This window comes from Aeromonas sp., assembly GCF_051657805.1.
In the GTDB taxonomy this organism is placed as follows: domain Bacteria; phylum Pseudomonadota; class Gammaproteobacteria; order Enterobacterales; family Aeromonadaceae; genus Aeromonas.
This window is the reverse complement of the sequence record NZ_JBOFLJ010000024.1, coordinates 165,008-188,261: the sequence shown is the minus strand read 5'-3', so window position 1 is coordinate 188,261 and position 23,254 is coordinate 165,008. Positions and strand designations below refer to the sequence as shown.

19 protein-coding genes are annotated in these 23,254 nt (G+C 61.1%); 7 read left to right on the top strand and 12 right to left on the bottom strand.

Annotated features, from left to right (window positions below; translation table 11 throughout):
* Positions 1 to 17 precede the first annotated feature (17 nt).
* The 3 genes from aspS (at position 18) to ACRCYW_RS09900 (ending at position 4,470) form a co-directional block, all read left to right on the top strand.
* Complete coding sequence (gene aspS / locus ACRCYW_RS09910) at positions 18 to 1,802, top strand: aspartate--tRNA ligase (RefSeq protein WP_438549948.1); 1,785 nt, start codon at positions 18 to 20, stop codon at positions 1,800 to 1,802.
* Between the two features lie 74 nt (positions 1,803 to 1,876).
* Positions 1,877 to 2,617 carry a YebC/PmpR family DNA-binding transcriptional regulator gene (locus tag ACRCYW_RS09905; RefSeq protein ID WP_438549947.1) on the top strand — a complete coding sequence of 247 codons (741 nt, stop codon included), beginning with the start codon at positions 1,877 to 1,879 and terminating at the stop codon, positions 2,615 to 2,617.
* Between the two features lie 233 nt (positions 2,618 to 2,850).
* On the top strand, positions 2,851 to 4,470 hold the full coding sequence (locus tag ACRCYW_RS09900; RefSeq protein ID WP_438549946.1) for a phosphoethanolamine transferase: 1,620 nt from the start codon (positions 2,851 to 2,853) through the stop codon (positions 4,468 to 4,470).
* A 70-nt stretch (positions 4,471 to 4,540) separates the two neighbouring features.
* On the opposite strand, the gene nagC is transcribed toward ACRCYW_RS09900, so the two are convergent.
* From nagC to nagB, 3 genes are read right to left on the bottom strand one after another with little or no spacing between them, the layout of a single operon-like run.
* Complete coding sequence (nagC, locus tag ACRCYW_RS09895) at positions 4,541 to 5,755, bottom strand: DNA-binding transcriptional regulator NagC (protein ID WP_438549945.1); 1,215 nt, start codon at positions 5,753 to 5,755, stop codon at positions 4,541 to 4,543.
* 4 nt (positions 5,756 to 5,759) lie between these two features.
* Complete coding sequence (gene nagA / locus ACRCYW_RS09890) at positions 5,760 to 6,905, bottom strand: N-acetylglucosamine-6-phosphate deacetylase (protein WP_438549944.1); 1,146 nt, start codon at positions 6,903 to 6,905, stop codon at positions 5,760 to 5,762.
* A gap of 9 nt (positions 6,906 to 6,914) precedes the next feature.
* Positions 6,915 to 7,715, bottom strand: a complete 801-nt coding sequence (gene nagB / locus ACRCYW_RS09885) for a glucosamine-6-phosphate deaminase (protein WP_438549943.1) — start codon at positions 7,713 to 7,715, stop codon at positions 6,915 to 6,917.
* Positions 7,716 to 7,985: 270 nt separating this feature from the next.
* Here nagB and nagE point away from each other — a divergent pair, with 270 nt between their 5' ends.
* On the top strand, positions 7,986 to 9,440 hold the full coding sequence (nagE, locus tag ACRCYW_RS09880; RefSeq protein WP_438549942.1) for an N-acetylglucosamine-specific PTS transporter subunit IIBC: 1,455 nt from the start codon (positions 7,986 to 7,988) through the stop codon (positions 9,438 to 9,440).
* A 121-nt stretch (positions 9,441 to 9,561) separates the two neighbouring features.
* A complete protein-coding gene (locus ACRCYW_RS09875) occupies positions 9,562 to 12,225 on the top strand; it encodes a beta-N-acetylhexosaminidase (protein WP_438549941.1) in 2,664 nt (887 codons plus the stop codon).
* 249 nt (positions 12,226 to 12,474) lie between these two features.
* Here the strand turns inward: ACRCYW_RS09875 and ACRCYW_RS09870 are convergent, their stop codons facing one another.
* Genes ACRCYW_RS09870 through ACRCYW_RS09850 form a run of 5 tightly spaced genes read right to left on the bottom strand, consistent with a single transcriptional unit; the run spans position 12,475 to position 18,634 of the window.
* Positions 12,475 to 13,041 (bottom strand): nucleotidyltransferase family protein, encoded by a 567-nt coding sequence (locus tag ACRCYW_RS09870; RefSeq protein ID WP_438549940.1) that lies wholly within the window; start codon positions 13,039 to 13,041, stop codon positions 12,475 to 12,477.
* A 38-nt stretch (positions 13,042 to 13,079) separates the two neighbouring features.
* The gene (locus ACRCYW_RS09865) at positions 13,080 to 14,069 is read right to left on the bottom strand and encodes an XdhC family protein (protein ID WP_438549939.1); all 990 of its coding nucleotides are present in this window, start codon (positions 14,067 to 14,069) and stop codon (positions 13,080 to 13,082) included.
* Entirely contained in the window at positions 14,062 to 15,279 is a 1,218-nt protein-coding gene (locus tag ACRCYW_RS09860; RefSeq protein WP_438549938.1) for a c-type cytochrome, read from the bottom strand. The genes ACRCYW_RS09865 and ACRCYW_RS09860 overlap by 8 nt, the downstream gene beginning before the upstream one ends.
* Entirely contained in the window at positions 15,276 to 15,806 is a 531-nt protein-coding gene (locus tag ACRCYW_RS09855; protein WP_438549937.1) for a (2Fe-2S)-binding protein, read from the bottom strand. Before ACRCYW_RS09855 ends, ACRCYW_RS09860 begins: the two co-directional genes overlap by 4 nt.
* The gene (locus tag ACRCYW_RS09850; protein ID WP_438549936.1) at positions 15,803 to 18,634 is read right to left on the bottom strand and encodes a xanthine dehydrogenase family protein molybdopterin-binding subunit; all 2,832 of its coding nucleotides are present in this window, start codon (positions 18,632 to 18,634) and stop codon (positions 15,803 to 15,805) included. Before ACRCYW_RS09850 ends, ACRCYW_RS09855 begins: the two co-directional genes overlap by 4 nt.
* A 528-nt stretch (positions 18,635 to 19,162) precedes the next feature.
* On the opposite strand from ACRCYW_RS09850, the gene glnS reads away from it, so the two are divergent.
* Positions 19,163 to 20,824, top strand: a complete 1,662-nt coding sequence (gene glnS, locus ACRCYW_RS09845; RefSeq protein WP_438549935.1) for a glutamine--tRNA ligase — start codon at positions 19,163 to 19,165, stop codon at positions 20,822 to 20,824.
* Positions 20,825 to 20,928: 104 nt separating this feature from the next.
* Here glnS and fur read toward each other — a convergent pair whose 3' ends face one another.
* Entirely contained in the window at positions 20,929 to 21,357 is a 429-nt protein-coding gene (gene fur, locus ACRCYW_RS09840; RefSeq protein ID WP_100860447.1) for a ferric iron uptake transcriptional regulator, read from the bottom strand.
* Positions 21,358 to 21,600: 243 nt separating this feature from the next.
* On the opposite strand from fur, the gene ACRCYW_RS09835 reads away from it, so the two are divergent.
* Positions 21,601 to 22,083, top strand: coding sequence for a DUF4442 domain-containing protein (locus tag ACRCYW_RS09835; RefSeq protein ID WP_438549934.1), 483 nt, complete (start codon positions 21,601 to 21,603; stop codon positions 22,081 to 22,083).
* A gap of 61 nt (positions 22,084 to 22,144) precedes the next feature.
* On the opposite strand, the gene fldA is transcribed toward ACRCYW_RS09835, so the two are convergent.
* The 3 genes from fldA to ACRCYW_RS09820 are packed head-to-tail and all read right to left on the bottom strand — an operon-like array spanning position 22,145 to position 23,248.
* Positions 22,145 to 22,669: a flavodoxin FldA gene (gene fldA / locus ACRCYW_RS09830; RefSeq protein ID WP_349921596.1), complete on the bottom strand. Its 525-nt coding sequence runs from the start codon at positions 22,667 to 22,669 to the stop codon at positions 22,145 to 22,147.
* 40 nt (positions 22,670 to 22,709) lie between these two features.
* Positions 22,710 to 23,006, bottom strand: coding sequence for a LexA regulated protein (gene ybfE / locus ACRCYW_RS09825; RefSeq protein ID WP_438549933.1), 297 nt, complete (start codon positions 23,004 to 23,006; stop codon positions 22,710 to 22,712).
* A gap of 20 nt (positions 23,007 to 23,026) precedes the next feature.
* Positions 23,027 to 23,248 (bottom strand): DUF2788 domain-containing protein, encoded by a 222-nt coding sequence (locus ACRCYW_RS09820; RefSeq protein WP_042077338.1) that lies wholly within the window; start codon positions 23,246 to 23,248, stop codon positions 23,027 to 23,029.
* Between the last annotated feature and the right edge of the window lie 6 nt (positions 23,249 to 23,254).

The window sequence follows — 23,254 nt, the reverse complement described above, 5'->3', positions numbered from 1 at the left end:
TTCGAAGGAAGAAGTCCATGCGCTCTATCTATTGCGGACAGGTCAATGAGGCCCATGCAGGGCAGACCATTACATTGTGCGGTTGGGTCCATCGTCGTCGTGATCTCGGTGGTCTGATCTTTATCGACATGCGTGACCGGGAAGGGATCGTGCAAGTGTTCTTCGATCCGGACAAGCCGGATGCCTTCGCCCTGGCCTCCGAACTGCGCGGTGAATTCTGCATCCAGGTGACCGGCGTGGTGCGCACTCGTCCCGAGTCCCAGCGCAACAAGGAGATGGCCACCGGTGCCATCGAGGTGTTCGCCCATGAGCTCACCATCATCAACCGTTCAGAGCCGCTGCCCATCGACTTCAACCAGGTCAACAGTGAAGAGGTGAGCCTCAAGTACCGTTATCTGGATCTGCGCCGTCCCGAGATGGCCAAGTACCTGAAGACCCGTGCCAAGGCCAGCGCCTTCGTCCGTCGCTTCATGGACGAGCAGGGCTTCCTCGACATCGAGACCCCCATGCTGACCAAGGCGACCCCGGAAGGAGCCCGGGACTACCTGGTGCCGAGCCGGGTGCACAAGGGCAAGTTCTATGCCCTGCCCCAGTCCCCGCAGCTGTTCAAGCAGCTGTTGATGATGTCCGGCTTCGATCGCTACTACCAGATCGTCAAGTGCTTCCGCGACGAAGACCTGCGCGCCGACCGTCAGCCTGAATTCACCCAGATCGATGTGGAGACCTCCTTCATGACCGCGCCGCAAGTGCGCGAGCTGATGGAAGAGATGATCCGCCAACTGTGGCAACACGTGCTGACCGTGGATCTGGGCAACTTCCCGGTGATGACCTTCGACGAGGCCATGCGTCGCTTCGGTTCCGACAAGCCGGATCTGCGCCTGCCCATGGAGCTGGTGGACGTGGCCGATCTGCTGACCGCGGTGGAGTTCGCCGTGTTCGCCGGCCCCGCCAACGACCCGAAAGGCCGTGTGGCGGCCCTGAAGGTGCCGGGCGGCGCCGAGCTCTCTCGCAAGCAGATCGACGAGTACACCAAATTCGTCGGCATCTATGGCGCCAAGGGACTGGCCTGGATGAAGGTCAACGAGGCGGCCAACGGCCTCGAGGGCGTGCAGTCCCCGGTGGCCAAGTTCCTGTCTGACGCGATCGTGCGCGAGATCCTGGCCCGTACCGGTGCCGCCGACGGCGACATCATCTTCTTCGGTGCCGACAGCAAGAAGGTCGTCTGTGACGCCATGGGCGCCCTGCGTCTGAAGGTGGGTCGCGATCTGGGTCTGGTGGAAAACGTCTGGAAGCCGCTCTGGGTCATCGACTTCCCCATGTTCGAGGAGGACGGCGAGGGCGGTCTGGCGGCCATGCACCACCCCTTCACCGCGCCGAGCAAGCTGAGCCCTGCCGAGCTGAAGGCGAATCCGGTCGGCGCTTATGCAAACGCCTACGACATGGTGATCAACGGCTACGAAGTGGGTGGCGGCTCTGTGCGTATCCACAACAGCGAGATGCAGTCCACCGTGTTCGACATCCTGGGGATCACCCCGGAAGAGCAGCGCCTGAAGTTCGGCTTCCTGCTGGATGCCCTGAAATACGGCACCCCGCCTCATGCCGGTCTGGCCTTCGGCCTGGATCGTCTGAGCATGCTGCTGACCGGCACCGACAACATCCGCGATGTGATCGCCTTCCCGAAAACCACGGCGGCAGCCTGCCTGATGACCGATGCCCCGAGCTTCGCGAACCAGGCTCAGCTGACCGAGCTGGCCATTGCCACCGTCGCCAAGGCAGATGCTAAGGCAGAAGGGGCAGAGTAACTTGTTCGGGCCGCACTAGCGGCCCGATTAATTCCATGTATCTGATTGATTTATAAGTATAACGGAGAGTTTTTATGGCAGGTCACAGCAAATGGGCCAACATCAAACACCGCAAGGCGGCGCAAGACGCCAAGCGCGGTAAGATCTTCACCAAGCTGATCCGTGAAATCACCACCGCAGCCCGTCTGGGTGATGCGGATCCCGCCAACAACCCGCGTCTGCGCGCGGCCGTGGCCGCCGCCCTGACCGGCAACATGACCCGCGACACCATCAACCGCGCCATCGCCCGTGGGGCCGGTGGCGGTGATGGCGAGCAGCTCGAGACCATCGTCTACGAAGGCTACGGCCCGGCGGGCTCCGCCGTCATGGTGGAGTGCCTGACCGACAACCGCAACCGTACCGTGGCCGAGGTGCGTCACGCCTTCAGCAAGTGCGGTGGCAACCTGGGCACCGACGGCTCCGTCGCCTACCTGTTCAGCAAGAAAGGCCTGCTGACCTTCGTGGGGGTGGATGAAGACGCCCTGATGGACGCGGCCCTGGAAGCCGGTGCCGATGACGTGGTCACCGAAGAGGATGGCTCCATCGAGGTCTACACCAGCCCGAACGACTTCGGTACCGTGCTCGATGGTCTGGAAGCCGCAGGCTTCAAGCCCCAGAGCGCCGAGGTGACCATGATCCCCTCCACCGAGGCGGAGCTGGACGCGGAGACCGCCCCCAAGCTGATGCGTCTCATCGACATGCTGGAAGATCTGGACGACGTGCAGGAGGTGTACCACAACGGTTCCATCTCCGACGAGGTGGCGGCGACCCTCTGATCCCGCCCGTCTCGTGAAAACGGCAGCCATCGGCTGCCGTTTTTTTTGCCTTGCACTATGCAAAAAGACTCATTTTTATCCGCTACGCCGACTCTTAATTCCCGCTTAAGTTTGCCTTCCTAGTCTCTCCCTGTATCCGGGCCGCCGTGCCCGTCCTTGTCTGCTCGGGATGAGAGACAGGGGAAAATGCCCCCTGGAGGGCCTAAGATCTAATGGCTTGTCGGAGTATTCCTATGCGTTTCACCCTCGGCGTGATGAAGGTCAACCTGTTGCTGGTGCTGCTGTTTGCACTGGTGTTCAACTGGCCCATCTTCCTGCACTTTTACCGTATCCTCACCGCTTTGGAGCACGTCAAGACGGGCTTCGCCCTCTCCATCCCCTTCGTGCTGATGGCGGCCCTCAATGCGGTCTTCCTGCCGTTTACCTTCAAATATGTGCTCAAACCCTTCTTCACCCTGATGATCCTGACCGGCTCCATCGCCAGCTACGCCATGCTCAAATACGGCGTCATCTTCGATGTGGGCATGGTGCAGAACATCATAGAGACCAACAGCGGGGAAGCGACCTCCTACCTCAACGGCTCGGTGGCGCTCTGGTTCCTGCTGACCGGCGTGCTGCCGGTGCTCTGCCTGCTGGCGATCAAGATTGACTACCCCAGCCTCTGGTACAAGGGGCTCGGCATGCGTCTGGGCTCCATCGCCCTCTCGCTCTTGTTCCTGGGCGGGGTCGCGGCGCTCTATTACCAGGATTTCGCCTCGGTCGGTCGCAACAATCACACCATCGTCAAGGAGATAGTGCCCTCCAACTATGTGCGCGGCGTCTATCGCTACTTCCGGGACATCGTCTTCGCCACCCCCATCCCCTACGAGCAGATCGGGACGGATGCCAAGATAGTGGGCAAGCGCGACAAGCCGACCCTGATGTTCCTGGTGGTGGGGGAGACGGCCCGCAGCAAGAACTACTCCCTCAACGGCTATCAGAAAGAGACCAACAGCTTTACCGGGCAGGAATCCAACATCGTCTCCTTCAAGGATGTGCGCTCCTGCGGCACTGCCACGGCGGTCTCCGTGCCCTGCATGTTCTCCAACCTGACCCGCCACGAATATGACGAGACGGTGGCCAAGTCCCGGGACGGCCTGCTGGATGTGTTGCAGCACGCCGGTGTCTCCGTGCTGTGGAAGGAGAACGACGGTGGTTGCAAGGGGGTGTGCAAGAACGTGCCCACCATAGAGATAGAGCCCAAGCAATATCCCGGTCTTTGCAAGGGGGGCTCCTGCTATGACGAGGTGCTGCTGCAGGGGCTGGATCGGCAGATCGCCGAGATGAAGGGGGGCAACAAGCTGGTGGCCTTCCACCTGATGGGCAGCCACGGTCCGACCTACTATCGCCGTTACCCGGCCGCGGATCGCTTCTTCCTGCCGGACTGCCCGCGCAGCGACATCGAGAACTGCAGCAACGAGGAGCTGGTGAACACCTATGACAACACCATCCGCTACACCGACAAGGTGCTGTCCCAGCTGATTGCCAAGCTCAAGACCCTGGAGAGCCAGTACAACGTGGGCCTGGTCTATCTGTCGGATCACGGCGAATCCCTCGGCGCCCTGGGGCTCTACCTGCACGGCACACCGTACAAGTTCGCGCCGGACGATCAGACCCGGGTGCCGCTGCTGACCTGGTTCTCTCCCCAGTTGCAGCAGGATCGCCAGCTGAACCAGGAGTGCCTGCGCCAGGAGGCGGGCAGCAAGCGCTTCTCCCACGACAACCTGTTCCACTCCATGCTCGGCATCATGGATGTGCAGACCAAGGTCTACGACGGGGCGCTGGATATGTTCAAGCCCTGCCGGGCGGGGTAGGTCAGCAAAAAAGCGCGCAATAAGAAACGGCAGCCACTGGCTGCCGTTTTTGTCTAGCAAGACCTTAACCTTATTTCTGCTCCATGATGATCTGCAGCAGATCACCCTCCAGCAGGGAGCGCTTGACCAGGGCGAAGCCCCCTATGGTGGGCTGGTTCTGGAAGCGTGCCTTGACGATGGGCAGGCCGCGGTGGAAGCTCGGCAGGGACTGATGCTCGACGCAGCGACGGATGGCCGGGATCAGGATCTCCTCGGCGGCGGTGATTTCCCCGGCGATCAGCACCTTCTGCGGGTTGAACAGGTTGACCGTGATGGCGATGGCCCGGCCCAGATGTTCTCCCACGTTCTCGATGACGCTGCGGGCCAGCTCATCCCCCGCCACGGCGGCCTTGCACACCTCCTGGATGGTGATGTGCTTCTCCTGCAGCGAGCTGGAGTGACCGCGGCTGATAAGCTCCTTGACCTTGTCGACGATGGCCTCGTTGGAGGCGATGGTCTCCAGGCAGCCGAAGTTGCCACAGTGGCAGCGTTTGCCGAGCGGCTCCACCTGGATGTGGCCTATCTCGCCGACGTTGCGGTTCTGACCGAGGAACACCTTGCCCTTGGTGATGATGCCCGAGCCCGCCCCCTGGTGCACGCTCACCAGGATGGAGTCCATGCAGTCGCGGGATTCGCCGAAGAAGTGCTCGGCCAGCGCCAGGGAGCGGGTATCGTTGCCCACGTAGCAGGGCAGGTTGAAGTGGTGCTCCAGCAGCTTGGCCAGCCCCAGATTGCGGATCTGGTAGGTCGGGGTGTAGATGACCATGCCGGACTCCGGATTGACCAGCCCCGGCATGGTGAGGGCAACACTGATGAGGTTGCGGCTGCGATCCGTATTGGCGTCGATGAAGGCGCCGATCTCCCGCAGCAGCATGTCGACCACGGGTTGTTGCTCGATCTCAGTCACCTGGGTGATGTGCTGATCGAGCTCCTTGCCGTCGAGGTCGTACAGGCTGAGCTGCAGGTAGCCGCGACCCAGTTTGGCGGAGACAAACTGAAAGCGATGCTTGATGGTGGTCAGGGAGATGGCGCGCCGCCCGCCAGTGGAGGCTTGCGGTGAGGTCTCCCTGATCAGCCCATGCTCGATCAGCTGCCGGGTTATCTTGGTCACGCTGGCCGGGGCCAGCTGACTCAATTCGGCAATCTTGACCCGGGAGATGGGCCCTTGCAGGTCAATGAGTCGATAGACGACGGCACTGTTCACCTGCTTGATAAGATCTACGTTTGCTATTTGTCCGCCAGTCATAGTGTCACTGTTGTGTGTAGTGTCCGTTAACCACGGTCCCGCAGACCGCGAAGGCCTGATCAAAGACGGTGAGGTTGGCAATTTTTCCGACCTGGATACTACCGAGACGTGAGTCCCATCCAATGGCGCGAGCGGGGTAAAGGGTGGCCATTCTCAGTGCTTCATCGAGCGGTAAACCGACCTGTTTGACCAGATTTTCCACCCCTTCGATCATGGTGAGGGCGGAGCCGCCGAGTGTACCATTCTCGTCGATGCACTGACCATCACGCAAATAGACGGTTGCCCCACAAAAATCAAACTTCTCAAAGCCTTCCGGTGCACCGGCCGCGGCGGTCGCGTCGGTGACCAGCACCAGCTTCTCCCCCAGCATCTTGTGGGCAAGGCGCACGTTGGCCCAGTGCACGTGATGGCCGTCGACGATGATGCCCGCATAGACATCCTTGCGATCGTAGATGGCACCGACCACCCCAGGCTCACGGCCGTTCACGGTCGGGGTCATGGCATTGTAGAGGTGGGTCGCGAAGCGGATGCCGCTGTCAAAGCCGGTCATGGCCTGCTCGTAGTTGGCGGCGGTGTGGCCTGCGGAGACCAGGATGCCGGCCTCCACCAGGCGGCGGATGTGCTCCGGCTTGTTGCGCTCCGGCGCCAGGGTGATCTTGGCGATGGCATCGCCGTTGGCGCAGAAGAAGTCGATCATCTCGTCGGCGGGCTGGCGGATCTGCTCTGCCGGGTGGATACCCTTGCGCTTGAGGTTGGTGTAGGGACCTTCCAGATGGACGCCGAGCACCTCGTTCGGGTGGGCGGCCATGTAGTCGCGAGTGACTGCCACCGCCTGCTTCATGTCCGCGTCCGGGCTGGTGATCAGGGTCGGCAGGAAGCTGGTGGTACCGGACCTGAGGTTGGCCGCCTGCATGGTGGCCAGGGTCTCGACCGAGATGTGGCCGTTGAACATGACGCCGCCACAACCGTTGAGCTGGACGTCGATGAAACCGGCGCTCAGGTTGGCGCCGTGCAGATCATGTTGTTTGACACCGGCAGGCAGTTCGTCCTGACGCAGGATGGCGACGATGCTGTCGCCATCGATCAGGACGCCATGGCCGGTCAGCACGCAGCTGCCGGTATAGATGGTGCAATTAGTCAGTGCGTACATGGGGACTCCTCACAGGTGCTTGATGTTGTCGACTTCCAGTTGCTGGAAGTAGCGCACTGTCTTCACCTTCAGCTCCATGGTGGAGGGCTCGTCACACACGACGATGCCTTTCGGATGCAGCTGCAGGGTGGAGATGGTCCACATGTGGTTGACGCTGCCCTCTACCGTGGCCTGCAGGGCCTGGGCCTTGGCGTGACCGATCACCAGGATCAGGATCTCCTCGGCGTCCATCAGGGTGCCCACGCCCACGGTCAGCGCCAGCTTGGGCACCTGATCCATGTCGCCGCCGAAGAAGCGGGAGTTGGCGATGCGGGTGTCTTCGGTCAGGGTCTTGACCCGGGTACGGGAGGCCAGGGAGGAAGCCGGCTCGTTGAAGGCGATGTGGCCGTCGTTGCCGACGCCGCCCATGAACAGGTTGATCTTGCCGTAGGACTTGATCTTGTCCTCGTAGCGCTGGCATTCGGCCACCAGATCCGGCGCATTGCCGTTGAGAATATTGATGTTCTCCGGACGGATGTTCACGTGGTTGAAGAAGTTGTTGTGCATGAAGCTGTGATAGCTCTCTGGGTGCTCCTTCGGCAGACCCACGTACTCGTCCATGTTGAAGGTGACCACGTGCTCGAAGCTCACCTCACCGGCCTGGTACAGCTCGATCAGACGCTTGTAGGTGTTGAGCGGGGTGCCGCCGGTGGGCAGGCCCAGTACGAAGGGGCGGTCACTGGTGGGCTTGAACGCATTGATGCGGTCAACGATGTAACGGGCAGACCAGAGACCCACTTGGCTGGCAGACTTCAACGGGATCAGGCGCATTTCTATACCTCTGTACGGGTTGCGGCAGTCTATCGACGGCAAGGACGAGACACTTTTTTAAGTTGTTTTATAGCGTAAATAAAGATTGCGGACTAAGCCACATCAATCGACTACTTTTATCTCTGTTGAGTGATAATGATCACGAATGCTGGTTTATTAATTTGCGCAGCGAAATAAAACCCATAGACTGCCAATCAAGCCTTGATGGCTTATGCGTCGAACGTGATAAGCACTTAATTTCTAGAAAAACATCAACTAAGGAGAGGAACCGTGAACATTCTCGGTTATTTACAAAAGATCGGCCGTGCCCTGATGGTGCCGGTGGCGGTATTGCCTGCCGCAGCGATCCTGATGGGGGTTGGCTATTGGATTGATCCGAACGGCTGGGGCGGTGACAGTGCGCTGGCAGCCTTCCTGATCAAGGCGGGTGCCGCCATCATCGACAAGATGGCCATCCTGTTCGCTGTCGGTGTTGCCTACGGCATGTCCAAAGACAAAGACGGTTCCGCCGCGCTGGCCGGTCTGGTCGGCTACCTGGTGGTGACCACCCTGCTGAGCCCGGGTGCCGTATCCCAGATCCAGCAAATCCCTCTGGATCAGGTCCCTGCAGCGTTCGGTAAAATCGAGAACCAGTTCATCGGTATCTTGACCGGTGTCATCGCCGCCGAGCTGTATAACCGCTTCAGCGGCGTCGAGCTGCACAAAGCGCTGGCCTTCTTCTCCGGCCGTCGTCTGGTGCCGATCGTCACCTCCGTGGTCATGATCGTGGTCTCCTTCATCCTGATGGCCGTCTGGCCGGTCATCTACGGTGGCTTGGTGCACTTCGGTGAGTCCATCGTCAGCATGGGCTCCAGCGGCGCCGGTATTTACGCCTTCTTCAACCGTCTGCTGATCCCTGTGGGTCTGCACCACGCCCTGAACTCAGTGTTCTGGTTCGACGTGGCCGGCATCAACGACATCCCGAACTTCCTGGGCGGTCAGAGCTCCATCGAGGCGGGTAAAGCCGTGGTGGGCGTCACTGGTATGTACCAGGCTGGCTTCTTCCCCATCATGATGTTCGGTCTGCCGGGCGCCGCGCTCGCCATCTACCACACCGCGAAGAAAGAGAACAAAGAGAAAGTTGCATCCATCATGATCGCAGCCGCCTTTGCCGCCTTCTTCACCGGGGTGACCGAGCCGCTCGAGTTCTCCTTCATGTTCGTGGCACCGGTACTCTACGTCATCCACGCTGTGCTGACCGGTATCTCCGTGTTCATCGCCGCCAGCATGCACTGGATCTCTGGCTTCGGCTTCAGCGCCGGTTTTGTCGATATGTTCATTCAATCGCGCAACCCGCTGGCGACCCACTGGTACATGCTGCTGGTACAAGGCCTGGTGTTCTTCGGTCTCTACTACGTCATCTTCCGCGCCGTGATCGTCAAGTTCAACCTGAAGACCCCGGGTCGTGAAGACGACGAAGCCGTACCGGTACAGGCTCAGACCACTGACCGCACCGAGCTGGCCAAGCAGTATCTGGAAGTGTTGGGTGGTCATGACAACCTGGTCACCATCGATGCCTGCATCACCCGTCTGCGTCTGACCCTGAAGGATCGCAGCGTCGTCGACGAGCGCAAACTCAAAGCCCTGGGCGCGGCCGGTGTGGTCAAGCTCGGCGAGCAAAACCTGCAGGTGATCCTTGGCCCCTTGGCCGAAATCATCGCCGGTGAGATGAAAGCCCTGCGTTAATCGAGCACGAGCTCACCTCAAGACTAAGTCCATTGTTGACATAAATAAGGGCCCCGCTCTGGGGCCCCATATAAAAAAAGCCAAGAAAATCCAACCTTTACTTCAAACGAGAGCAGCAGTTATGAACTTGAAACATTCTCTGTTAGCCATTGCCATGTCTACCGTTTTCACCGCCCAGGTACAGGCAGCCGATACCGCCAAGCAAGCCGTGGTCGATTCCATCGCCAATAACCTCGTCGTCAAGTACGAAGTGGTGACCAACGATGGTGCCGGCGCCGGACTGGATTGCCAGGCGCTCGGTTCCGAGTGGGCGAGCTGCGGGGTGGCCAAGCTGCACCTGACCAACACGGGTGCGGACGTGACCTCCAAGGACTGGAGCATCTATGTCTCCTCCATCCGCCGCATTCAGCGCGTCGACAACGACCAGTTCACCATCACTCATCTGACCGGTGACCTCTATCGCCTCTCCCCGACCGACAAGTTCCAGGGCTTTGCCAAGGATGCGACGGTCGAGGTGCCCATGGTGGTGGAGTACTGGGTACTGTTTGAAACCGACATCATGCCGAGCTGGTACGTGACCGCCGAGGGCGCGGAGCCCAAGGTGATCGCCAGCATGAGCAACATCGACGATGCCACCACCTACGAGAAGCCGATGCCGGCGGATGGCTGGAAGCGTACCAAGGATGACAACAACATCCTGATGAACAGCGAGACCCGTTTCGCCGCCAACCAGTCCAGCACCCTGTTGCCCGCCAAGCAGATCGATGATCGCATCCTGCCGACCCCGCACAAGCAGGTGATCAAGGCTGGCCCCCAGGTGGATCTCTCCACCATCAAGCTCAATGCGCTGGACTTGCCGTCCGACCGCGCCGACGTCATCAAGGCTCAACTGACCAAGCTGGGTGTTACCCTCTCCGACACCGGCTATCCAGTGACCGTCAAGCTCGGCAGCAAGAACAAGCAGGCTGAAGGTTATGACATGACCATAGGCCAGAAGGGCGCCGTGATTCAGGGCCACGATATTCAGGGTGCCTTCTGGGGGGCCCAGTCCCTCATCTCCCTGCTCGGGGTGGATGACAAGAAAGTGAGCCAGATGGTGGTCGAGGACGCGCCGCGCTTCGAATACCGTGGCATGCAGACCGACGTGGCCCGTCACTTCCGCAACCCGGAAACCCTGCGCAAGCTGATCGACCAGATGTCCGCCACCAAGCTGAACACCCTGCACCTGGGTCTGACCAACGATGAGGGCTGGCGCATCGAGATCCCGGGCCTGCCGGAGCTGACCGAGGTCGGCAGCGAACGTTGCCACGATCTCTCCGAGACCCAGTGCATCTTGCCGCAGCTGGGTTCTGGCCCTGGCAGCGACAACATGGGGACCGGCTTCTACAGCAAGGCCGATTACATCGACCTGGTGCGCTATGCCAAGGCCCGCGGCGTGACCGTGATCCCCGAGATCAACATGCCGGCCCACGCCCGTGCCGCCGTGGTCTCCATGGAGGCGCGTTACAAGCGTTTGATGGCGGAAGGCAAGGAAGTGGAGGCGAACCAGTATCGCCTGACCGATCCGGCGGACACCTCCAACGTCACCTCGGTCCAGTTCTACGACAAGATGTCCTTCATCAACCCCTGCCAGCCGGGCGCCGCTACCTTCGTGGCCAAGGTAATGGACGAAGTGGCCAAGATGCACGAGGCCGCCGGTCAGTCGCTTACCGCCTGGCACTACGGTGGTGACGAGGCGAAGAACATCATGCTGGGCGGTGGTTATCAGGATCCCAACACCACCAAGAAGGAAGAGCTGGTGGCCTGGAAGGGCAACACCGACTGGAGCAAGCAGGACAAACCGTTCGGCAAGTCCCCCATGTGCCAGAAGATGATCGACGACGGCAAGATCAAGGACGTGGCCGAGCTGCCCGTCTACTTCGCCAAGGAAGTGAGCGAGATGGTCAAGGGCCACGGCTTCTCCACCCTGCAGGCGTGGGAAGATGGCCTCAAATACGCCAAGGATGCCAGCGTCTTCGCCACCGACAAGACCCGGGTCAACTTCTGGGAAACCCTCTACTGGGGTGGCTTCAACGAGGCGATGAAGTGGGCGCACAACGGCTATGACGTGGTGCTCTCCAACCCGGACTACCTCTACTTCGACTTCCCGAACGAGGTGCACCCGGCCGAGCGTGGCTACTACTGGGCCACCCGCTTCAACGATACCCGCAAGGTGTTCGCCTTCGCGCCGGAGAACCTGCCGCAGAACGCCGAGACCTCGGTGGACCGCGACGGCAACGCCTTCGTCGCCAAGGGTGATCAGGAGCCGGTCAAGTTCAAGGGGATCTCCGGTCAGCTGTGGAGCGAGACGGTGCGCACCGACGCCCAGTACGAGTACATGGTTTACCCGCGCATCTTCTCCGTAGCCGAGCGTGCCTGGCACAAGGGCGGTTTCGAGCTCGACTACGTGAAGGGTCGTGAGTTCTCCGGTGCCACCAAGTTCGTCAACAAGGCGACGCTGAACAAAGAGTGGAACCAGTTCGCTAACCTGCTGGGTCAGCGTCAGCTACCGAAGCTGGATCAGGCCGGGGTGGAATATCGCCTCTCCGTACCGGGCGCCAAGATCGTCGACGGCGTGCTGGAAGCGAACGTGGATCTGCCGGGTCTGCCCATCCAGTACAGCCTGGATGGCAAGAGCTGGAGCGCCTATGACGCCGCGGCCAAGCCGAGCGTGACGGGCAAGGTCTACCTGCGTACCACCAGCTTCGATGGCAAGCGCACCAGCCGCGTCACCGAGCTGAACTGATAGGCCGATAGATTGGCACAGGGTGGGTCGCAAGACCCACCTTTCCCAAGCCCGATGGCCATCGGACTTGGGAAAGGTTGACTGTGCGTGTGAACCTTTGTTGTGTGTGTATTGTCTGTTTTTCATCACTTGTGACCCCGCCTAGTGCGGGGATTTTTTTATCTGCCGAACGGCAATCTTTCGGTGAGAATGGCGTTGGCGTTGGCCGATGACAGAGACAAACACTGCCAGATAGGGAGGGGTCTCCGATCAGAGGGGGTCGTTTGGCCAGTCGATGTCTTGCACACAGCCGGGATCATCGAGTGGCAGGCAGCGCAGGCGCGCCTGGTGATGGGCCACTATGCGCTGCGCCCCCTGTTCACCGCTGAGGCTGGCGAGCTCGGGCAGCAGGTCGGCGGGGAAGCTGACGGGATGGCCGGGTTGCCCCAGGTAGAGGGGGCGCACTATCTCCCGGCCCGACTGAGCGGCCCGGAGCGCCTGCAGGCTGGCAGACGAGAGGTGGGGCATGTCGGCCAGGGCTATGGTCAGGCTGTGAATGGAGCTGCCTTGGCTCAGCAGGGTCCGCACGCCGTGGGCCAGACTGTCCCCCAGGCCCCCGTCGAGGGGCACCTGGGTGAGCTCGGCCCCGGAATCCGCCAGCAGGTGGCGCAGCGCCTCGTCGTCGCGGCGCAGCACCACCAGCACACGGTCATGAGTAGGAAGCAGGGTCGAGAGGGTGCGCAGGATCAGCGGCGGTGAGCCGGCGAGGCGCTTGTCGCTGCCATAGCGGCGGGAGAAGCCCGCGGCCAGCAGCAGGGCAACCCGTTCAAACGGCATCTGGGGGGCTCCTCAATATGAGTTCATGCAGGGTTGGTTCAGGCCCCATGGGCGGTGCGCGCCAAGGTGATGCCCTGGCGCACGGCGATCAGCTCCGCTAGCACGGCGATGGCGATCTCGATAGGGGTCTTGCTGCCGATGGGCAGCCCGATCGGCGCGTGGATCCGTGCAAGCTGGCTCTCGCTTGCCTCGCAAACCCGTTGCAACCGCTCCAGCCGGCGTGCACTGGTACGGATTGAACCCATGGCGCCGAGATAGAAGGCCTTGGACTCGAGCCCCGCCATCAGGCCGGCGTCGTCGATCCTGGGATCGTGCGCCAGCGCGAGCACGGCGCTTTGGGCCGTGGCATGGCGCTCGACGAAGCGCTCGGGATCGCACCATTCCACGTCGATGCCACCCTGCTCAGGCCCCCAGTGCCAGTCGGCGCGGTAGGGCTCACGGGTATCGCACAGCCGCACCTCGAAACCGGCGGCCTGGCCGAGTCGCGCCACTTGCTCGCTCACCTGGCTGATGCCGAGCAGCAGCAGGCACCAGCGCTGGGCGTAGGCGAGCCGCACCTTACCGGGCTCGTCCTGCTCGCACTGGTCCTGGTGCTCGCCTGCGAGATAGCGGCGAACCCCTTGCTCAAGCAGCACCTCCCGCACGAAGGGGAGACCCCCTTGCAGCCGGGTCAGCCACTCATCCAGATCCGCCATGGCCTCGTCGCCTGCGAGGCGCTCCACCAGCAGCCGGATGCGACCACCGCACGGCAGCTCGAACGCACTGCCGTCGGGGGCGAGATGGGCGCCATAGTCCAGCAGGCTCAAGGGCGAGTCATGCCCCCCCCTGGCCAACATGGCGACGAAGGCATCCTCGATGCAGCCGCCCGAGATGGAGCCGCTGCGGCTCGCGCCGTCGGTGGCGAACAGGGCCCCCTTGGGACGGGGGGCCGAGCCATAGGTGTCGACTATGCTGCACAGCCAGATGCTCCGGCCCTGAGCGAGCCAGGCGAGGCTCTGGCGCAGCACCTCCAGCTGGGCGCTACTCATCGTGCCCCCCGACAATCTCCTGCCTGAGCGCCTTGATGTCGTCGGCCGTCAGGGTCGAGGGCTGGTGGGCCCAGGTCTGGCGCAGGAAGTTCACGAGATCCGCCAGTTGCTGTTCGTTGAGCTCCTTGGCGTAGCTCGGCATGGGGGCGAAACGCTCGGTCTGGCTGTAGCTCTGGGCCGGGATCCCGCGCAGCAGCACCGCCAGGGTGTTGGTCGGCGTCTTCTGATCCAGGGTGGCGTTGGTGTACATGGACGGCGTCACGTTCGGCTTGCCCTGACCCTCCTGGCCATGGCAACCGGCGCAGTAGCTGTTGTAGAGCGCATAGCCGGGGTGCGCGCTATCAAGCCGGACCGGCTTGGGTTCTGGCACCGGCAGCGGGATGTCGCTACCCAGCAGGTAGCTGGTGACGGCGTGCATGTCCTCGTCGGTCAGATAGGCGAAGCTCTTCTCGACCACGGGATACATGCCGGCGAAGACGCCCCCCTTGACCGAGTAACCCTTGCGCAGCAGCTTGGTCAGGGAGTCGTGGGTCCAGCCCTGGCGCCTGAGCTCGGTGGCGGTGATCTCCGGCGCCATCACCCCCTCGATCATGTTGCCCTTGAGGTAGTTGGTTTCATCCATCGCCATGAACACGTTCCGCGGCGTGTGGCACTCGCCACAGTGGCCCAGCCCATCCACCAGATAGCGGCCGCGATTCCAGTTGTTGCTCTTGGCCGGATCCGGCTGGAAGGGGCTGTCGTCGTGGGCCACCAGGTTCCAGGCCATCAGACCGGTACGTATGTTGAAGGGGAAGGAGACGTCGTTGTCGCGGTTCGGGGTGGCGGCTGGCCTGGTCTGCATGAAGTAGGCGTAGAGCGCCTTCATGTCCTCATCCGTGACCAGATGATAGGAGGTGTAGGGCATGGCGGGATAGAGACGTCCACTGGGGGCGTCGCCGTTGTGCATCACCTCGCGAAACTGCTCATAGCTGTACTGGCCGATCCCCTGGGTCTTGTCCGAGCTGATGTTGGTGGAGTAGACGACGCCAAAGGGGGTCTCGAAGCCGAGCCCCCCAGCGTACTTCTGGCCACCTTCTGCGGTGTGGCAGGCGGCGCAGTCACCGACCCTGGAGAGGTAGGCCCCCTGTGCCACCAGGGGATCCTGGGCATCGGCCCCGTGCACAGTGCCTGCGCCCAGCAGCAGTGCGAATGTGAGTCTGGATAGCATCATGTGCGTACTACCCCCTCCGCGATCAGCATGGCCTTGACCCCCTCGTAATACTTCTTGTAACCGGTGCAGCGGCAGACGTGATCCTTGAGTGCCCCCTCTATGGTGGACTCGAGATCGACCATGGCCACCGGCTGTTTGCGCAGGCGTTCGAGCAGGACTGTCGTCTCGTTGACGAAACCCGAGGTGCACCAGCCGCACTGGAAGGAGAAGTGATCGAGGAAGGTCTTCTGCACCGGGCTCAGGGCGATCACCTTGCCGAGGTTGTTGCGCTTGGCGTGGCCTTCCACCGTGCGTATGCGCTGGCCGTTGAAGCGACCCACCCCGTTGATGCAGGTGCGCACGCTCTCGCTGGTGCCGTCCGCCCCGTCGACAACTATGGTGCAGGCGTGGCAGACACCGACGCCGCAGCCGAACTTGGTACCGGTCAGGTTCACATACTCGTGCAGGAAGTCGATCATCATGGTGTTGTCATCCACGTCGATCGGGCCGATGAGACGGTCGTTGATGGTCATGTTTACGGTGATCATTGGATGGCCTTCTGAATGTCGGTTGCAGTGACGGGAAGATGATAGAAGCGGGTACCGGTCGCCTGATAGATGGCTTCGACCAGGGCGGCGACGACGGGGATCATCACCACCTCGCCTATGCCCTTGGTGGCGTCGGTGGGGGAGAGGGGCTCCAGCAGGGTGTGGGTCAGGTTCCAGACCGGCAGCTGATGCGCGAGCGGCACCTGATAGCGGTTCAGGTTCCAGGTGCCGTTGCCCGGCCCCTCTTGGCCTGGTGGCAAGTATTCATACAGGGCGTGGCCGACCCCCATGGCGAGGCCTCCCTGGATCTGGCCTTCCACCAGTTCGGGGACGATGACCCGACCGGCATCCAGCCAGCTGTGCGCAGAGAGGATATGCACCTTGCCCGAGCCCTTCTCCACTGCGATCTCGACCAGGGTGGCGCAGGGGGCGTAGTAGGTCACCATGGCGTTGTTCAGGCTGGTGCTGGGGTAATGGGCCTGGGTGCGCTCGAGCAGGTGATAGCCGTTGGCATCGGCCTGGGCCCGTTTCTCGCTGCTGGCCCCCTCGCCGTAGCGCAGCGCCAGCGCGTCTATGGGCAGGCGCAGGCTCTGACCCTCGATGGTGAAGTCGCATTCGGCCCAGGCCCAGCGGTTGAAGGCGTGCACCATGGCGCCGGTGATGAGGCCGTTGGCGTGGGCATGGGCCGCCAGCAGGGAGAGGGGCAGTGGCGGCATGCCACGGGTCGTGAGGCCAGCCGGGGTCCAGCTCGCCTCGCTGGAAGGGCCCAGATCCAGATTCGCCTGACCGACGAAATACTGCTTGCGCCAGATGGCGGTCGCCGCCGGCCAGAGTGTCTGCTCAAACAGGAGGCGGGCAGCCGTCGCGGTGACGTGACTCTGGAAGTAGGAGGAGATGGAGGCCGAGGAGGCCTGTGGAATGGCCAGCGTCCAGCGCGGGTTCTTCTGCATCTCGTCCTGGCGTTCCTGAGAGATGGTGTAGGGGTTGTCCGTCTCTTCCAGTTTGAAGCTTTCCCAGAGCGCGATTTCGGCGAGATCTATGGTGTCGGCCGGCTGGCCAAGGTAGCGGCTGACGATCTCGGCCTGAGAGGTCTGGATCCCGGTGCCCATCTCCATGCCGCTGATCTTCAGCAGTATCTCCCCCTTGCTGGTCAGCTCGACACAGGCCGAGGGTGCCACGGCACCCGTGCCGTAGTCCTTGGTGGTGATGCTGAACCCTGTGCCGTGCAGGCGATCGGGGTGCTGGGCCTCATAAGCCTGCTTCCTGCTCTCACGCTGGGCCCAGGCCTCGTGCTGCCCGGCCATCGCCAGGATCTCGGGGTAACGGTTGTTGCCCTCGGGGATGGCGCCCTGGGTATTGGGCTGACCCGGCTTGATCAGGTTGCGGCGCCTCAGCTCCAGCGGATCCATTTTGAGCAGCGCGGCGGCCTCGTTGACCATCATCTCCATGGCCGCCATGGTCTGCAGGGAGCCGTAGCCTCGCATCGAGCCGCAATCCGGGTTCTCGGACGGCAGGGCGACCGCCGTGATGTCGTTCTTGGGCAGGTAGTAGACGCCCTGGATGGCGCTGGCGCCCACGCTGGCGACTGAACCGGTGAAGTTCAAGCGACCGCCGCCATCCACCGTCATGGAGGAGATGAGGGCGCGGAACTGGCCGCTCTGCCTGTCGAGCACCAGCTTGTTTTTCATGTTGAACGGATGACGCTTGAGGCCACCCTGGAACTGCTCGAAACGGTCGTTGGCCAGGCGCACCGGGCCGTTGCCATAGATGGCGGCGAGCAGGCCGTAGAAGGGGAATATGGTGTGATCCTTGGCTCCGAAGCCACCGCCGATGAAGGGGGAGTGCACCACCAGCTTGTCGACCTTGCCAGCCAGCGGCCCCTTGGCCAGCATCTCGGCGGCTTCGTAGTAGAAGTCGTGAGGGGACTGGGTGCTCACCACCAGGTGCATGGTGCGCGCCTTGGTATCGAACCAGCCGTTGAAGTTTTCCGGCTCCATCATCATGGGTTCGATGAACTGGGTCTGATAGGTGCGATCCAGCACCAGGGCGTCTTCGGCTTTAAGTTCCTCGTGTACCAGCTCGGCCTGATACATGCCCTGTTCACCCGCATCGCCATCGGCCTTGGGGGTCGGCCATACCGGCTGGTGATCGACGATGGCCGGGAAGAAGAGGCCGTTTTTCAAGGCGCTGTATTGATCGGCCATGCCAAGCTTGCCCTCGATCCGGATGATGCGCCAGCAGGCCCAGGGATCGCGGGAAGTTGCGACCAATGGCGCCGGGTCGCCGTAGCGCACCACCTTGTCATTGAATTGCAAGGTTTGCTTGGCCCGATTGAAGGTGGCGAAGTCCGGGAAGAGGAGCATAGCGGCGGCCTGGCCCAGATAGTCCGGGGTGGCGCCTTCGTTCACCAGCATGTTGATGCCATAGAAGGCGGGCAGCTCGACGCCGTCGCGCAGCAGATCGGCTGCGGTGAGCACCCGGCTGGGCTGGGCATTGGCGGTCAGCACGGAGAGATCCAGACCCAGATAGCGGCGATCCGCCTTGTCGAGCCGGATCAGCAGCGCATGTTGCTGCTGGGACGGCCAGCCAGCCAGGTCCTGGGCGCGATAGTCCCGGCTGTAGATCTTCTGGCCGGTCACCTTGGCCAGGCCATCGCTGCGAAACTTGACCTTGCCCCCCTGTTTCCACTGGCCGAGCAAGGCGGGATCGAAGACCTCGTCCTCCATGCCGGACAGGGAGAGGTTAGCGAGGAGGGGGGCGCTGTAGACGGCGATGCCGGCGATGACGCACTGCTTGATGAATTCACGTCTTGATAAGGGATAGGACATGGTTCGGCTACCTGTGTGAGGGAGGCGGGTGGCAAGGGGGAAAGGGACAGGGCTGTCGACCATCTTCCCTGATGTCACAGCAGAAAATGACAATGTTATAAATAAGATACTAGGGTGATGCGATTTGGAAAATGTCGGGTTTTTATTTATGCCAACTCGATCCGGTTTGGCGGCGCGATGCACTGATTGTTGGCAGTTAGTTTCGCCATGTTGGAATTTAATAGTGAAATGTTAGCAATCAATGGCGTTTTATTTGTCCTCATAAGACACCCATTTGTGCTCGGGTGACTCGCCCCACCTGTCATTCTGATCCGATAATCGCTTTTGTGGGTCACGATTGAGGCCTTGCTGAGGGGCTCTGAACTCGGGGAGCAGGCATCCCCCAGATATGAACGGGGCTCGGTGTGATGTCATACAGGGCGCGGCGGCAAATTCCTGTTGAGCCTCATGGGTGAATAGTGGATCATTGTCGGTTTCTAAGCGGGGGCGCGCGGTTGCCCCATGAGCTGAGACTTTCGAGGTGAATTCATGAGCGAGGCGAGCAGCCCAACCAACTTTATCCGTCAGATCATCGATGAGGATCTGGCTAGCGGTAAGCACAAGAGCGTGCATACCCGTTTTCCACCCGAGCCGAACGGCTATCTGCACATCGGCCACGCCAAGTCCATCTGCCTGAACTTCGGCATCGCCCGCGACTACCAGGGCCAGTGCAACCTGCGCTTCGATGACACCAACCCGGCGAAGGAAGACATCGAGTTCGTGGAGTCCATCAAGCAGGACGTGCAGTGGCTCGGCTTCCAGTGGAATGGCGAGATCTGCTACTCCTCCGACTATTTCGACAAGCTGCACGGCTATGCCGTAGAGCTGATCGAGAAGGGTCTGGCCTATGTGGACGAGCTCACCCCCGAGCAGATGCGCGAATACCGTGGCACCCTGACCAGCCCGGGCAAGAACAGCCCGTTCCGCGATCGCAGCGTCGAAGAGAACCTGGCCCTGTTTGCCAAGATGAAGAACGGCGAGATGGCCGAGGGCAGCGCCTGCCTGCGCGCCAAGATCGACATGGCATCCCCCTTCATCGTGATGCGCGACCCTGTCATCTATCGCATCAAGTTTGCCCACCATCACCAGACCGGTGACAAGTGGTGCATCTACCCCATGTATGACTTCACCCACTGCATCTCGGACGCCCTGGAGGGGATCACCCACTCCCTGTGCACCCTGGAGTTCCAGGACAACCGCCGCCTGTATGACTGGGTGCTGGACAACATCAGCATCGACTGCCACCCCCGTCAGTACGAGTTCTCCCGTCTGAACCTCGAATACACCGTCATGTCCAAGCGCAAGCTGAACCTGCTGGTGACCGAGGGGCACGTGAGCGGTTGGGACGATCCGCGCATGTTGACCGTCTCCGGCCTGCGTCGCCGTGGCTACACCCCGGCCTCCATCCGCGAGTTCTGCAAGCGCATCGGCGTGACCAAGCAGGACAACATCGTCGAGATGAGCATGCTGGAAGCCTGCATCCGCGAGGATCTCAACGAGAATGCCCCGCGCGCGATGGCCGTGCTGCACCCCCTGAAGGTGGTGATCGAGAACCTGCCTGCCGACGAGGTGCTGAGTGCACCGGCGCATCCGAGCAAGGCCGAGATGGGCAGCCGCGAACTGACCTTCAGCCGCGAGATCTTCATCGACGAGGCGGACTTCAAAGAGGAAGCCAACAAGCAGTTCAAGCGTCTGGTGCTGGGTAAGGAAGTGCGTCTGCGCAACGCCTATGTCATCAAGGCCGAGCGGGTCGAGAAGGATGCGGATGGCAAGGTGACCTGCGTCTACTGCTCCTACGATCCCGAGACTCTGGGCAAGGATCCGGCCGATGGCCGCAAGGTGAAGGGGGTGATCCACTGGGTCAGCGCCACTCACTCCCTGCCGGCGGAGATCCGTCTCTACGATCGCCTGTTCAAGATGCCGAACCCGGGTGCCGAGGATGACTTCGAGGCGGCCCTGAACCCGGACTCTCTGGTCATCATCGAGGGTGCCCGTGTCGAGGCCTCCCTGAAAGATGCCAAGCCGGAGTTTGCCTACCAGTTCGAGCGCGAAGGCTACTTCTGCGCCGACAACAAGCTCTCCAGCCCGGAGCACCTGGTGTTCAACCGCACCGTGGCCCTGCGGGACGTCTGGGGCAAGGCCGAAGGCTGATAGCCAGATTTAGGGCAGGGGAGACCCTGCCTTGTTTAGCGGATAACGGATACAAAAAAAGCCAGCGTGATGCTGGCTTTTTTTATGGGCAGTGGCAGCAGGAGTTACTCCTCGTGCTTGCACTCACCGGAGGCGCAGTGACCGTACAGATAGAGGCTGTGGTTGGTCAGGCGGATGTTGTGGGCCTTGGCGATGTCCCGTTGACGCTGCTCGATGACCTCGTCGGAGAATTCGATCACCTTGCCGCAGTCGAGGCAGACCAGGTGGTCGTGGTGCTCCTGGGTCGCCAGCTCGAACACCGACTTGCCCCCTTCGAAGTGGTGGCGGGTGACGATACCGGCATCATCAAACTGGTTGAGGACGCGATAGACGGTGGCGAGACCAATCTCTTCACCCTGATCGATCAGCCGTTTGTACAGATCTTCCGCACTGGTGTGCTGGCAGTCCGGCTGTTGCAGGATTTCCAGGATTTTGACGCGGGGCAAGGTGATCTTGAGCCCGGCCTTTTTCAATGCTTGGTTGTTGTCAGCCATGTTCTATTTATTCGCATTCTCGAAGGTGTGGTTATTCTGATTGACTGCCGAGGGAATGGCAACCACGAACTCGCTTGGCCTGTCATTATAGGTCGTAGCCATGTGGAAAATAAACCCAGCGATTCAAGGGCTTTTGTGGGTTAATGCCCTCGTGGGACAAATTGTGCCTGTGGTGGCCAGGCTTGCTCATGAAGGGAATGTTGATAAGATGTAACTTCTTCATAATCTGGTCGGATGAGATCCATGGATTGGCTTTTTGACAATGCGGCCTGGGTGCGCCGCGCCCTCAACGCCTGGCCCCCCTTCTGGGGCGCGGGCATCAAGATAGAGACCCTGAGCGATGACTTTCGTTTCTGCCGGGTCACCCTCAAGTCCCGCTGGTGGAACAAGAACGCAAACCGGACCCAGTTCGGTGGCAGCATGTTCGCCATGACGGATCCCATCTATCCGTTGATGCTGATGGGGCACTTCAAGAACCGTTATTACGTCTGGGACAAGGCAGGCAGCATCAATTATATCAAGCCGGGCAAGGGGATGCTGGTGGCGGAGTTCAACCTGACCGACGCCAAGCTGGCCTCCATCGTCGCGGCCACCGAGCGGGGGGACAAGCACTTTCCCGAGTTCGAGGTGCAGGTGCTGGACAAGGGGGGGGAGCTGGTGGCCCAGGTCAAGCGTACCCTCTATGTGAGATCCAAGCCGGAGCACAGGACGACCGGCCAGGGTTAACGGTGACTGCCACAAAAACAACAAGGGCCCCAGCGGGGCCCTTGTTGCGAGAGGAGGTGGATCAGGCCAGTTCGCCCAGATTCAGCTCGTCGTGCAGTTGCTTGCACCAGCCCTTGACGCGCTCGGCGGTCAGCTCGGGTTGGCGATCCTCGTCGATGCCCAGGCCGACGAAGTGCTTGTCGTCCACCAGGGCCTTGGAGGCTTCAAATTCGTAGCTCGCGGTCGGCCAGTTGCCGATGACGATGGCGCCCTTGGCTTCGACGATGTCACGCAGGGTGCCCATGGCGTCGAGGAAGTACTCGGCATAGTCTTCCTGATCGCCGCAGCCGAAGATGGCTACCAGCTTGTTGGTGAAATCGATCTCTTCCAGTTCGGGGAAGAAGTCATCCCAGTCGGCCTGGGCTTCGCCGTAGTACCAAGTCGGGATACCGAACATCAGCAGATCGAAGCTGTCGATGTCGGCCTTGCTGCTCTTGGCAATGTCACGGACTTCAATCAGTTGTTTGCCCAGTTCTTTCTGGATCATCTTGGCGACAGCTTCGGTATTACCGGTATCGCTGCCGAAAAACAGACCTACACTAGCCATAGTGTTTAGTTACCCGTATTTGGTGTTGATGCTTAACGGTTCAGATTGCGACGCCTGCTGCAAAAGCAGACTCAATCTGTTGCTTCAGGATAGATTGGATCAGCTCGGCTCGGCTGACGTTCTGTTGCAGCGCAAGTTGGTTCAGGCGCTCCAGCAACTCGGCCTCCACCTTTAACTCAACCCGTTTCAGACCGTTCTCCCGATCGCGCTTGAGCTGGTTGCGCTTGTTGATCTTGAGCTGGGTCTCACGGGGGAGTGGATTGGTCTTTGGCCTGCCGGGGCGCTTCTCATTGGCGAACAGATCCAGTGTTGTTCGATCAGTTTGCTGTTTGGCCATACATCACAGATGAAAAGTAGTTAGCCGATCCCTGAGCCTTCCCAGCCCATTTCGATCAGCCCCTTGGCGACAAAACCCGCGCAACCCAGAAACAGAACCAGCCAGACGACGAAACGGCCGAAACGGGGCACGTTGCCGCGTTTGAGCACGTCTTGAATGGCCAGACCAATCAGCAGGAAGATGGCCACGAAGAATAGCTTCAGGCCCAGACTCTCGATCAGATCGATATGTTCACTCAGCATGGATTG